Raw genomic sequence first — 12,554 nt, forward strand, 5'->3', positions numbered from 1 at the left:
TCGCTCGGTAAGTGAGCGGGCTCGGTGAAGCCGCGGCGCGAAGTCGTCGCCGGCTTTTTCGTTCTCCGCACTGGTGCCGGGTACCGACGACGTTGGCCATGGAGGCGCGAGCCATTCGCGATCCTGCCTGATGCCTAACGGATCACTCGCTCTCCTGCCGCTCCGCGCACAGCTCAATTGCTCGATGTCGCATGACACGGAGCCCGTGCGACGGGCTCGAAGGTCAGGAGTCGAGCAGCTCCGCAATCCCCGGCCGCACGAACGCCGCCGCCGCATGCCGCTCAACCGCCTCCGCCCCCCGCACCGGATCGAGCGACGACCCGCCGAAGAGATGTCGCCGCAGCCGCACGCACGAGTAGAGCGGATGCAGCCCCTCGCCCCCGATGACCTGCACGAGCCGCCCGTGCGTCGACTTCACGCTAAGCGAAACCCGTGGATCGGCGAGCGACACACCGGGGATCGGCACGTCCGCGCTCGCGTCGATGACGAGACCCGCCGCGCTGTCCTCCGACACGATGACCGTCGCGCGTGTCGCCGCGTGCACCGCCTCCACCAGCAGCCACTCGTCACGCCACTGTCCCGACTCGGCCAGTGACCTGACCCGCTCCTCGAGCGCGACGCGATCCCGGATGCTCCACTGCTGCAGGCCGGTGGCGTGAAAGACGAACGCGCCGCTCGCCGCGAACTCGATCGAGACCTCGGCCTTGCCGACCGTCGCGACCGCGGCGCCGGCGGAGCTCTCGACGCGGACACCTTTGGTCGCGGTGTACTGCACGTTCTGCGGCGCGCCGGCCTCCTCGACCGCGACGTCGACACCCAGCTCGCGGAGCGTCGCCATCTTCCGGAAGCGGCCCGCCTCGAGCACGCCCGCGTCACCGACCTCGATGCGATCGCCGGGAAGCCACGTGGCGTAGAAGCCCATGTTGTCGTGCATCTCCTTCTGATAGAGCCGCACCGGACTGGCCATGGATCCCCCTCGTCTCGTTAGGCGCCTCGCTCAGTGCGACACGCGCGTGCCGCGCTCGCGCAGGTCGCGGACGTCGAGATAGTGGCGCAGCGACAGGCCCTCGCGCCGGAGCAGGCGCTCCGCCGCGTTCCGCGCGTCCTGGAAGCTCAGGAGCTTGTCGTGCCGCTCGTCCGGCAGCTCCGCGCCCACCGGACTGTCCGCCTCCGTCGCGCCGGTGACCTCGAACAGCACCGCGTCGCCCCGCGCCACCGCGCCGCGGAGATCGCCCAGGTCGTTGGTCTCCCAGGCAGGCTCCCCGTGCGCGCGGTAGCCGGCGAGCGCGTGCGCGAAGTTCGGCCCCTCGACGACCACCAGCAGCGGATTCTGCCCCGCGTTCTCCAGCAGGGACGCGAACAGGCACGCGATGTCGATGCACGTCGCCGTGCGATGCGTCGCGATGTTCGTGGGCGATCGGATCGCCTGCACGCCGGCGACGCCGCTCACCGCCTCGATCTCGTACGCGAAGTGGTGTCGCTGGATCCCCTCGTAGAACACGCGGAACAGATCGAAGCACTCCTCGCGCGAGCGGAGCCGGCCGACGGCCTTCCCCAGCTGATTCGCCGCGCGCCGGACCTCGTCGCCGACGAACACGTGCTCCGGACGGACGTGCGCCAGCAGCCCTGGTCCATCGTCGAGCCGCCAGAGCTGCTCCTCCTTCGGCTGCCACCGCATGCGGCTCGTGTCTCTGGTGGGCCGCACGAGCCCCGACTGGTAGCTCTCGAGCTGCCGCGTCAGCTCGACGAGCATGTCGTCGCGAACGCTCCAGCGCACGACGCCGGAGAGCGACGGGCTGCAGTCGGTCCATCCCTCCTCGTAGCGGAGGCGGATGGACGGGATGCAGTGGGCGTGCGCCATGGCGAGCGCGAGATGCGCGTCGGACAGCCGCTCGCCCAGCAGGAACACGCAGACCTCCGCCCGCCACAAGCTCTCGAGCAGCCGGATGTCGTTCAGCCCGTGCTCCGGGTCGTTGCCGAGTGGACGTGTCACGGCATATCCGGCGCGCTGGAGCACCTCCTCGACGTCGCGCGCCGCCTCGCGATGGAGTCGCTTCCCCGCCCCGATGATCACCGCGGCCTCGCCGGCGCGTGCCGCGCGAGGCGGGCGATACGTCGTCTCCAGCGTCTTGCCGAAGTCCTGGACGGCGGCGACGAAGCGCGCGTTCCCTTCGTCCAGCGCATCGGGGCGGAACTCCACCGCGTCCTCGGGAAAGTCGAGGCGGTGCCGCCGGTAGACCAACTCGTCGACGAAGAGCAGACGCGGGACGCGCGCTCGGCGCGCGAGGTTCAGCTCCTGGCCGATGTACGCGGAGTAGGCGCCGGGATCCGTGTCGGTGACGCGTCGCGGGATGATGGACACGAACCCGGCGATCTCGCCGAGGTAGCGCTCCAGCTTCGCGACGCACCAGATGTCCGTCTTCTGGTCGGCTCCGAGGGCGATCTCCTCGTCCTCGAAGCAGCGCCGGAAGTGCGCGTTGACCGTCTCGTCGCGGTAGCTGTGGCTGAAGTACACCTGCATGCTGTCCGGTCCCGCCCCCAGTGCCCGGTTCTCTAGTGCCCGTCGCGCCGGATCTCCCACCCCGACGACGTCCGCACCAGCCGCTCCGGCGTGACGCGGCACCGTCCCGGCGCGCCGTCCACCGGCACCGCGTGCCCGTACGCGAGCTCGGCGCCGACCCAGCGCACGTGCACCGGCGCCCACGACTCGGCGCCCTCGGTCCCCGACGTCGTGAGCGTGTAGTCCAGGCGCGCGCCGTCCGGCGTCAGCGCGATCACGTCCAGGCCACTGTCCTCGAAGTCGGCCTCGAGGTCCGCCTTCGCGGCCGCCGCGTAGTGTCCGTCGGGCGACGGCACCGGCAGGTCGCGCACGCCGAGCGTGTCGCCGGTCGGCAGGTGGACGAGCAGGTAGTCGAGCGCCTCGTAGCGCGTCCGGCTGACGGCCGCGTACTCGGTCCCCGCGAGGCGTCCGACCAGCTGGTGGCTGACGTAGCCCTCGTCGTCCGCGGAATCGTCCACGAGCGCGAGCGATGCGCCGCGCGGCGCGGTGTAGCGCAGCGTCACGCCGTCGCGGCGCCACCCCGTGAGCGCCTGGAGCGCCGTCGCCTCCGACGAGGAATCGACGGCCGGTGCGCCGCCCGCGATCGCCTCGCACGCGTCCGTGAGCGCGGCCGCGGACGGCGTCGCTGCGGTCGTCGCCCCGTCGGCGGTCGTCGCCGCCGTGCGCGGCGTGTCGCCGCACGACGCCACGACGACTGCGCCGCCGAGGAAGATCAGGAATCGTCTCACGATGAGGAGCGCTGGACCGGCCGGAGTTAGGCGCCCGCCCGAGTCGGGCCGCGCGGCGCACACCTTCACACCGATCACCGGGCACGCACAAGGGGGCGTGGCGCGATCGCGGCAGCGTCGCGTATGATGGCGACATGCGCCTCACACCGCACTCGCTCGCCGCGCTCGCGCTCCTCGCGATCGCACCTCTCGCGTGCGGTGTGCCCGACCCGCCTAACGATCCGGTGACGCGCGCCGACCGCGCCGACGGCCAGTGGGTGTGGTCCGCCGCCGACGCGGCGCGCTTCGCCGAGAGCCGGCGCGCGGATCGGGCGCTCCTGCCGGGTGTGTGGGTCGCGACGATCGCGTTCGCGGGCGACTCGGTGACGCAGCGGCTCGCGCGCTCCCCGGCGGCGGCACGCGATACCGGCGGCGCGCCGGTCGTCGCCGTCGTGCGGTTCGACGACGCGTTCCACCGCGCGTGGGACGTCATGGACGACCGCGCGCTCGCCGCGGCGCTCGGCGCGCGGCTCGGCCGGCTGCTCGCGGCGCTCGACGCGTCGGACGCCCGCGTGGCCGAGGTGCAGCTCGACTACGACTGCCCCGAGCGGCGCCTCGCGCGGTGGGCCGCGGTGGTGCGCGCGCTCGGCCGCGGCCCGCTCGCCGGGCGGCCGCTGTGGATCACCAGCATCCCGGCGCACGTCCGCCACGCCGACTACGGGACGCTGTTCCGCGGTGCGGTCGCGGGCCACGTGGTGCAGGTGTTCGACACGGGCGACCGGTTCGACGCCGCGGCGTTAGGCACCCTGGCCGCGGCGCTCGACGCGCGGGCGCTGCCGTTCCGGCTCGGCGTCGGCGCGTTCGAGCGCGCGACTCGGCGCGGCCCGACGGCGGCCCGTACGTCGCACCGCGCGTGGTTCGCCGCCGCGCCGCGGCTCGCGCGCAGCCGGTGGTACCGGGGCACGTGGGTGTTCCCCGCCGGCGAGCGGTGGCTCGACTACCGCGTCGCGTCGAGCGAGACGGCGCCATGAGACGATTTCCCGAAGCGCGCGCGGCGCTCCTCGCGCTCGTCGCGGCGGCGGCGTTAGGCACCGGCGCGACGCTGGCGAGCGGCGCGCGCACGCTCGCGTGCGCCTGTGGCGGCCCGGCGAGCTACGACATCGACGCGCCGCTCGCCGCGCCGGAGAAGTGGCTCGACGGCGTCACGCTCGTCGACGCGTTCGAGGGCACGCCGCGCGACGAGCTGCGCTTCCTCGCCCCGTTCCGGTTCGGCGACCCCGCCGACTCGGCGCGCATCGACGCGCTCTGGCGGAGCGCGTACGGGTCGTCGGGCGACGACTCGATCCCGCCGGTATCGGTCGACGCGCTCGACGCGGCGCTCCGCGCGGGCGATCTCGCGCGCGCCGAGCGCGAGGCGCGCGCGGTGGCGACACGCGTGCTCGACGAGCCGGCGCCGATCGCCGACGCGCACCAGGGCGCGCTCCGCCGCGCCGTCGAGCTGCTGGAGCTCGCGCCGTCGCTGCGCGGCGTCGACGCGGCGCTGACGGCGCGCGTGCTCGCGACGGGGCTGGACGCGCGGGCGGTGCCGGGCACGCCCGCATCGCTGCCGGCACCGCTCGCCGCCGCGGTCGAGGTGCGACGGCTCGCGTTCCCGGCGCTCGCCGCGCTCGCCGTCAGGCGCCCCGACCATCCGCGCATCGCGAGCCTGCGCTGGGTCGCGCTGCAGGAGCGGCTGCGCACGGAGATCCCGAACGGGTGGCCCGACGAGATCCGCAAGCAGGTGCCGGCCGCACGCTGGCGCGCGCTCGACGACGCACACGCGCGCTGGCTCGCCGACTACCCCGATCACCCGCTCGCGGACCTCGTGCGGCTGTCGCGCGTGCGCGTCGCGTACTACGAGGGTGACTCGACACGTGCGTGGCGCCTGACGCTCGCGGCGTGGCCGCGCCGCCTGCCTCGGGTGCTGGGCGAGCTGCGCGTGCTCGCCGTGCGCGGCATGGTGGGCGAGCCGCAAGGTCCCGCCGCCACCGACCCGCGTCTGCGCTCGGCGATGCTCACGGTCCGCGCCCCGTCGCGCGCCGAGTGGGATGCGCTGTGGCGTCTCTCGGAGGACAGCCTCGCGCGGCCGTGGGCGGTGAACCTGCAGGAGCGGCTGCTCGAGCGCGCCGTGCGCACGGCGCTCGCCGGCGAGCCGCTGCCGACGCGTTTCCCCGCGCGCCCCGAGCGGCGCACGACGCTGTGGGGACGGCTGCGCCTCGTCGCGCTCTACGCGGCGGGCGACGAGCGCGGAGCGGAGTCGCAGGCCGCGGCGTTAGGCGCCGACTCGGTCGCGGCGCTCGTGCGCACGCGGCTCGCCGTCACTCGGCGCCAGTGGTCGCGCGCCGCGCGGGAGCCGCTGCTCGTCGAGGACGCGCGCACCTACCTCGTGCGCGTGCTGCTGCCCGACAGCGCGCTCGCGGCGCTCGCCGACTCCACGCGCGACGCGGCCGTCACGCTCGGCGCGCGCGCGGCGGCGCGCGGCACGTGGAGCGCCGCCGCGTGGAACGCCGGGGTGCAGGCGCTCGCGCGCGGCGGGCGCGCCGTGCCCGCGGAGCTCGCGACGCGGTGGCGCCGCGCGGCCGCGCTCGCGGGCGACACGTCGCTCGCCGGGCGCCTCGCCTACGCGCGGTGGCTCGCCACGCAGCGCGGGCAGCTGTTCCACGGCGTCGACAACGCGTGGTACCGGTCGCTCGGCTGGCGCGTCGCGGCGCTGCGCGATACGGCGGTGCACGGGCGCGCCGCGGCCTTGAGCGCGGACGAGGAGATCGCGGCGATCCGCACGCATCTCGAGGCGACCACGGAGCCGTATCTCGCGGTGCATGCGTACGGCGAGTGGCTCGCGCGCACGGAGCGCGGCGGCGCGACGGCCGACGAGCGTCGACGCGTCGCGCGCGAGGCGGACCGCGTGTACAACGTGCTCGTGAACTGGGACGCGACGAACACCTCGTTCTGGGCGGACGTGCTCGCGCGGAGCGAGATCGCGCGCGCGATCCGGCGCGCGGGCCGCGGTTAGGCGGCGCTGCCGTGAACGCTCGCGCGCGCGCCGACCACGTCGTGCTCGTCTCGATCGACGCGCTGCGACCGGCGTTCTACCGCGACCTCACGTGGCCGATGCCGACGCTGCAGCTGTTCGCGTCGAGCGGGGCGTACGCAGAGTCGGTCCGCAGCGTCTTCCCGGCGCTCACCTATCCGGCCCACACCACGATCGTCACCGGCGAGCTTCCGGCGCGACACGGCGTCAGGCACAACCGCCCGTTCGAGCCGGCGGGCCAGAGCGGCCGCTGGCTGTGGGAGGCCGAGCACATTCGCGTGCCGACGCTCTGGGACGCGGTCCGCGCCGCTGGCGGCACGACCGCGGCGATCAGCTGGCCCGTCACCGTCGGCGCCGCGATCGACTGGAACGTGCCGGACGTCTGGCCGCTCGACGACGGCGATCCGATGGCGCCGATCCGCGCCACGACGACGCCGGCGGGCCTCATCGAGGAGCTCGAGCGGGAGGCGACCGGTCCGCTGCGCGGCGCGAACTTCGGCATTCGGCAGCTCGCACGCGAGGACCGCGTCGGCGCCATCGGCGCGTATATCCTCGAGCGTCGTCGCCCCACGCTGCTGCTGATGCACTGCATCGGCACCGACCACGTGCAGCACGAGCTCGGACGCGACAACCCGCGGCTGAGACGCGCGTGCGGCGCGGCGGATCGTGCGATCTCGCAGGTGCTGGAGGTCGTCGAGCGGCTGGGCATCGCGGACCGCACGACGTTCGTCGTGACCGGCGATCATGGCTCGTCGGACCTCCACAGCCAGCTGCGGCCGAACGTGTGGCTCGCGGAGGCCGGATTCATGGAGCGGCGCGACGACCGCGGCGCGTGGCGCGCGACGTTCATGGCGAGCGGCGGCTCCGCGTTCCTCATGCTGCGCGACCCGGCGGACACCGAGGCCGTCGCGCAGGTGGAGGCGATCCTCGCGACGCAGTCGCCCGGGCTCCGGCGGCTGTTCACCATCGTCCGCGCCGACGAGCTGCGCGCGCTCGGCGCGGACCCGGAGTCGCCGCTCGCGCTGTGCGCCGTGCCGGGCGTCGAGCTGCACGAGAGCCCGTTCGATCCGCCGCTCGTCGCGAAGCTCGGCGCGGCCCACGGGTATCTGCCCGACATGCCGGAGATGCGCACCGGCTTCGTCGCGGCGGGCGCCGGGATCCGCCGCGGCGCCGTGGTTCCAGAGATGGGCCTCGAGCACATCGCGCCGCTCGTCGCGGCCCTCCTCGGCCTGACGTTCCCCACGGTCGACGGCGTGCTCCTGCCGGGATTGGTCGCGCCCGCGTAGAGCGCACGGGCGGCACGGCGGATAAGATGGGGTGGCCGGGCGTCGCCCGCGCCGGAATCCCGATCGAACTCCCATGACCTCACTGGAACTGCGTGCGCCCGTGGCCGGCTGGTGCCTGCCACTCTCGGAGGTGCCGGACCCGGTCTTCGCCGCGCGCATGGTCGGCGACGGCGTCGGCATCGACCCGACGGACGGCGTGCTCCACGCGCCGTGCGAGGGCGTCGTGGTGCCGACGCGCGGCACGCACGCCGTGACGCTGCGCACCGTGCTCGGGATCGACATCCTCATGCACGTCGGCATCGACACGGTGCAGATGGGCAGCACGGGGTTCGAGCTGCTGGTGCGTCCGGGACAGAGCGTCCGCGCCGGCGATCCGCTGCTGCGCTTCGACCTCGACCTCGTCGCGCGGCACGCGAAGAGCGCGGTGACGCCGGTCGTCGTCGCGACCGGCGACGTCGAGGCCGTGGTGACGCGTCGCGCCGAGCATCGCGGCCTCGCGGTCGGCGACTTCCTCATGGAGGTCCGCGTCGACACCACGGAGACGCGCGCGGAGCCCCCGGTGGCCGAGCTCGCGGAGGCGCGCGGCACGTTCACCGTGCCGTTCGACCACGGCATCCACGCGCGGCCGGCCGCGCAGCTCGCGGCGGCGCTGCGCCCGTTCGCCGCCGACGTGTCGCTCGTCTCGCGCGGCCGCAGCGCGAATCTCCGCAGCGCCGTCGCGCTCATGACGCTCGGCGTGCACACCGGCGAGACGGTCGAGGTGCGCGCGGTGGGACCCGACGCGGCGCGGGCGCTCGCCGCCGTCGCGTCGCTGCTCGCGGAGCCCGCCGCGCCGCCGCCCCCGCGCGCGGAAGCGCAAGCGGCACGACCGCGCCGCACCGCGGACGACGGCCGCGGTCGATACGACGCCGTGATCGCGTCGCGCGGCGTCGCGGCGGGCCGCGCCGTGCAGCTCATCCCGGCCGAGGTGCCGATCGCGCCGTCGAGCGGCGACCCGGCGCGCGAGGCGAGCGCGTTGAGCGCCGCCGTCGCCACCGTCGCGCAGTACCTCGAGACGCTCGCCGCGAGCGCCACCGCGGAGCAGCGCACGATCGTCGACGCGCACATGGAGCTCGTGCGGGATCCCGAGCTCGCGCGGCACGCGGACGGCGCGATCCGCGGCGGCGCGAGCGCGGGCGCCGCGTGGAGCGGCGCGACGCGCGCGACGATCGACGCGCTCACCGCGCTCGGCGACGCCCGCATGCTGGAGCGCGCCACCGATCTGCGCGATCTCGAGAACCAGGTGCTGCGCGTGCTCGCCGGCCAGGCGCCCGGCGCCGTTAGGCACGACCTGCCCGAGCAGGCGGTCGTCGTCGCCGACGACATCCTGCCGTCGCTGTTCGTGTCGCTCGATCGGACGCGCATCGCGGCCATCGTCACCGCGCGCGGCGGCCCCACGTCGCACGCGGCGATCCTCGCGGCGTCGATGGGGATCCCGATGCTCGTCGCGGCGGGAAGCGAGATCCTCGACGTCCCGGACGGCACGCGGGTCGTGGTGGACGCCGTGCGCGGCCGCGTCGACGTCGACCCGCCGGCCGCGGAGTGGGATGCCGTGCAGCGGTCGATCGCCGACCGCGCGACGCAGGACGCGTCCGACCGCGCCACCGCGTCGCAGCCCGCGCAGACCACCGACGGCGTGCACGTCGCGGTGTACGCGAACTGCGGATCGGTCGAGGAAGCGGAGGCCGCGGCATCGCTCGGCGCCGAGGGCTCGGGGCTCGTGCGCACCGAGTTCCTGTTCCTCGAGCGCCGCGACGCGCCGGACGAGGAGGAGCAGCTCCGCGTCTACCAGCGCATCGCCACCGCGCTCGCGGGGCGGCCCGTCGCCATCCGCACGCTCGACATCGGCGGCGACAAGCCGATCCCGTATCTCCCGCTGCCGCGCGAGGAGAACCCCGCGCTCGGCCTGCGCGGTCTGCGCACGAGCCTCTGGCGACCCGATCTCCTGCGTGCGCAGCTGCGCGCGATGCTGCGCGTGCAGCCCGCCGAGCACGTACGCGTGCTGCTGCCGATGGTGACGGACCTCGACGACGTGCGCGCGGTGCGCTCGGTGCTCGACGAGGAGCGCGCCTCGTTGGGCGTGGCCGCGGCGCCGAAGCTCGGCGTGATGATCGAGACGCCGGCGTCCGCCCTGCTCGCCGACCAGCTCGTGCGCGAGGTGGATTTCCTCTCCGTCGGCACGAACGACCTGTCGCAGTACGCGCTCGCGCTCGACCGCGGGCACGCCGAGCTCGCGCCGCGGCTGGACGGGCTGCACCCGGCGGTGCTGCGCCTCATCGCGACGGCGAGCGCCGCCGCCACGGCCGCCGGCCGCGAGATCGCGGTGTGCGGCGGCCTCGGCTCCGACCCGGACGCGATCCCGATCCTCCTCGGCCTCGGCATCCGCGAGCTGTCCGTGGTGGCGGGCGCGGTGCCGCGCGTGAAGCGCATCGTGCGCGGCCTGTCCGAGGCGGCGTGCAGGTCGCTCGCGACGGAGGCGCTCGCGCAGACGAGCGCGCGCGCGGTGCGCGAGCTGGTGCAGGCGAAGACGTTAGGCACGTGAGCCACACCTTTCAGCACACGAGGATCTGCGGATGAAGCGGTGGATCGAGGCCACCCAGCCTCTCGGGCGCGCGCTGATGCTGCCGATCGCCGTGCTGCCCGCGGCGGCGCTGCTGCTGCGGCTCGGCCAGGGCGATCTATTGAACCTTCCGTTCGTCGCCGCCGCGGGGAACGCGATCTTCTCCAACCTCGGCCTGCTGTTCGCGATCGGCGTCGCGGTCGGGCTCGCGCGCGAGAACCACGGCGCGGCGGGCCTCGCGGGCGTCGTCGGCTATCTCATCGCGACCGAGGGCGCGAAGGTCCTCATCGCCGTCCCGCCGACGATCGGCGCGGGGCTCGCGAAGGACGCCGCCGACGCGGCGGTCGCGGCGTTCAAGTCGAAGGAGCTGTCGCGGCTCAGCGTCCCGATCGGGATCATCAGCGGACTGATCGCCGGGTGGCTGTACAACCGCTACAAGGACATCAAGCTCCCGAACTATCTCGCGTTCTTCGGCGGACGCCGCTTCGTGCCGATCGCGGCCGGCTTCGCGGGGCTCGTCGTCGCGGCGGCGTTCGGGTTCGGGTGGCCCGTGCTCACGCGCGGCATGGACGCGGTCAGCAACGCGGTCGTCTCGTCGGGGCCGATCGGCCTGTTCGTCTATGGCCTGCTGAACCGCATCCTCATCGTCACGGGACTGCACCACATCATCAACAACGTGGCGTGGTTCCTCGTCGGCAGCTACCACGGCGTCACCGGAGACCTCAACCGCTTCTTCGCCGGCGACCCGACGGCGGGCGCGTTCATGAGCGGCTTCTTCCCGGTGATGATGTTCGGCCTCCCCGCGGCGTGTCTCGCGATGTACCGCACGGCGCTGCCCGCGCGGCGCGCGGCGGTCGGCGGCATGCTGCTGTCGCTCGCGCTGACGTCGTTCCTCACCGGCGTCACCGAGCCGATCGAGTTCAGCTTCATGTTCCTCGCGCCGGCGCTCTACGCGCTGCACGCGGTGCTCACCGGCGCGGCGCTGGTGACGATGGATCTGATCAACTCGAAGCTCGGCTTCGGCTTCTCGGCGGGGCTGTTCGACTACGTGCTGAACTTCAACAAGTCCACGAACCCGCTGCTGCTGTGGCCCGTGGGACTGGTGTACTTCGCGCTGTACTACGGGCTGTTCCGCTGGGCCATCGTCCGCTTCGACCTCAAGACGCCGGGACGCGAGCTCGAGGAGGACGTCGCGGCGACGACGGCGGCCGCGTCGGCGCCGACCGCGGGCGCCGACGACAGTCGGGCCGGCCGCTTCATCACGGCGCTCGGCGGTCCCGCCAATCTGCGCACCGTCGACGCATGCGCGACGCGCCTGCGCCTAACGGTGAACGACCAGGGCGCGATCGACGAGCGGACGCTCCGCGGGCTCGGCGCGAGCGGCACGATGAAGGTGGGCGCGAACGGCCTCCAGGTGGTGCTCGGCCCGATCGCGGATCTCGTCGCGGGCGAGATCCGCGATCGGCTCCACGAGCTGCCGCGCAGGGCCGCGACGCCGCCGGCGCCGGCCGCCGCACCGGTGCCGGCGAGCGCACCCGCCGCGACCGACGGCGCGGCGCGCGTGGACGGCGAGCTGGCGGCGCACGCGTCCGACATCCTTGCGGCGCTCGGCGGCCCGCCAGCGGTGCGCAGCTTCGAGGCGGCCGGCGGCCGCGTGCTCGTCACCGTCGTCGACGGCACACGCATCGACGAGGCCGCGCTCCGGACGCTCGGCGTGCGCGGCGTCGCCCGCCCCTCGCGGACGAGCGTGCACCTGCTGCATGCCGACCCCGACGCGCTCGCGCGTGCCCTGAACGCGTCGGCCGAGCGCTGACGCTGGAAGAGCGCCGTCGGATCGCACGAGCCGTCGCCGGCCACCTTCAGACGCGTCTCGGCACGACCAGCACGGCCGCCGTGCGGCGCTCGATCAGTCGCGCCGCGAGGCGTAGGGCGGGCTGCCCGTCCACCTCGTCCCGGCCGATGCAGATCAGCTGCGCCTGCATCTCCGCGCCGACGGCGGCGAGAACGTCGGCGACCGACCCGCGCCGAGCGAGCGGCGTCACGCGCTGCACCGGGAGCAGTCCGGCGAGCCCGCGCAGCGCGCCGACGATGGCGTCCGCTCGGGCGTCCGTTCCGCCGCGCGCCGCAGCCGCGACGGGCGGCAGCGCGTGTACCAGCACGAGCTCGACGTGGGGCCCGAGCGCCTCGCCGACCCACCGCGCGGCGGCGAGCGACGCGAGGCTGAAGTCGATGCCGGCGACGACGCGTGGCAGCTCGCGCATCGAGGCGCGCGATTCGCGGCTCCGCTCGGGCAGCGGAGCGGCGCGATGCGAGAGGGCGGATCCCGGCATGC

9 protein-coding genes are annotated in these 12,554 nt (G+C 74.5%); 5 read left to right on the top strand and 4 right to left on the bottom strand.

Annotation, left to right across the window (positions count from 1 at the left end):
• Window positions 1-223 precede the first annotated feature (223 nt).
• The 3 genes from J421_RS25155 to J421_RS25165 are packed head-to-tail and all read right to left on the bottom strand — an operon-like array spanning window position 224 to window position 3,288.
• Complete coding sequence (locus J421_RS25155; protein WP_025413879.1) at window positions 224-967, bottom strand: hypothetical protein; 744 nt, start codon at window positions 965-967, stop codon at window positions 224-226.
• 30 nt (window positions 968-997) lie between these two features.
• Window positions 998-2,521, bottom strand: coding sequence for a hypothetical protein (locus tag J421_RS25160; RefSeq protein ID WP_025413880.1), 1,524 nt, complete (start codon window positions 2,519-2,521; stop codon window positions 998-1,000).
• A gap of 32 nt (window positions 2,522-2,553) precedes the next feature.
• Window positions 2,554-3,288, bottom strand: coding sequence for a hypothetical protein (locus tag J421_RS25165; protein ID WP_148306530.1), 735 nt, complete (start codon window positions 3,286-3,288; stop codon window positions 2,554-2,556).
• A gap of 134 nt (window positions 3,289-3,422) precedes the next feature.
• Here J421_RS25165 and J421_RS25170 point away from each other — a divergent pair, with 134 nt between their 5' ends.
• From J421_RS25170 to nagE, 5 genes are all read left to right on the top strand, one after another.
• On the top strand, window positions 3,423-4,298 hold the full coding sequence (locus tag J421_RS25170; protein WP_025413882.1) for a hypothetical protein: 876 nt from the start codon (window positions 3,423-3,425) through the stop codon (window positions 4,296-4,298).
• Window positions 4,295-6,319, top strand: a complete 2,025-nt coding sequence (locus J421_RS33080; protein WP_025413883.1) for a hypothetical protein — start codon at window positions 4,295-4,297, stop codon at window positions 6,317-6,319. The genes J421_RS25170 and J421_RS33080 overlap by 4 nt, the downstream gene beginning before the upstream one ends.
• An 11-nt stretch (window positions 6,320-6,330) precedes the next feature.
• Window positions 6,331-7,623 (top strand): alkaline phosphatase family protein, encoded by a 1,293-nt coding sequence (locus J421_RS25175; RefSeq protein ID WP_025413884.1) that lies wholly within the window; start codon window positions 6,331-6,333, stop codon window positions 7,621-7,623.
• A 73-nt stretch (window positions 7,624-7,696) separates the two neighbouring features.
• Window positions 7,697-10,204 (top strand): phosphoenolpyruvate--protein phosphotransferase, encoded by a 2,508-nt coding sequence (ptsP, locus tag J421_RS25180; RefSeq protein WP_025413885.1) that lies wholly within the window; start codon window positions 7,697-7,699, stop codon window positions 10,202-10,204.
• A 31-nt stretch (window positions 10,205-10,235) separates the two neighbouring features.
• Window positions 10,236-12,035, top strand: coding sequence for an N-acetylglucosamine-specific PTS transporter subunit IIBC (gene nagE / locus J421_RS25185; RefSeq protein WP_025413886.1), 1,800 nt, complete (start codon window positions 10,236-10,238; stop codon window positions 12,033-12,035).
• A gap of 46 nt (window positions 12,036-12,081) precedes the next feature.
• Here the strand turns inward: nagE and J421_RS25190 are convergent, their stop codons facing one another.
• Window positions 12,082-12,552 carry a universal stress protein gene (locus J421_RS25190; protein ID WP_025413887.1) on the bottom strand — a complete coding sequence of 157 codons (471 nt, stop codon included), beginning with the start codon at window positions 12,550-12,552 and terminating at the stop codon, window positions 12,082-12,084.
• Window positions 12,553-12,554: the final 2 nt, after the last annotated feature.

The organism is Gemmatirosa kalamazoonensis, assembly GCF_000522985.1.
In the GTDB taxonomy this organism is placed as follows: domain Bacteria; phylum Gemmatimonadota; class Gemmatimonadetes; order Gemmatimonadales; family Gemmatimonadaceae; genus Gemmatirosa; species Gemmatirosa kalamazoonensis.

Bases quoted from the DNA above. Each gene is read 5' to 3' on its own strand.
- nagE (WP_025413886.1), top strand. From the start codon at position 10,236: ATGAAGCGGTGGATCGAGGCCACCCAGCCTCTCGGGCGCGCGCTGATG.
- J421_RS33080 (WP_025413883.1), top strand. From the start codon at position 4,295: ATGAGACGATTTCCCGAAGCGCGCGCGGCGCTCCTCGCGCTCGTCGCG.
- ptsP (WP_025413885.1), top strand. From the start codon at position 7,697: ATGACCTCACTGGAACTGCGTGCGCCCGTGGCCGGCTGGTGCCTGCCA.
- J421_RS25160 (WP_025413880.1), bottom strand. From the start codon at position 2,521: ATGCAGGTGTACTTCAGCCACAGCTACCGCGACGAGACGGTCAACGCG.
- J421_RS25155 (WP_025413879.1), bottom strand. From the start codon at position 967: ATGGCCAGTCCGGTGCGGCTCTATCAGAAGGAGATGCACGACAACATG.
- J421_RS25170 (WP_025413882.1), top strand. From the start codon at position 3,423: ATGCGCCTCACACCGCACTCGCTCGCCGCGCTCGCGCTCCTCGCGATC.
- J421_RS25190 (WP_025413887.1), bottom strand. From the start codon at position 12,552: ATGCCGGGATCCGCCCTCTCGCATCGCGCCGCTCCGCTGCCCGAGCGG.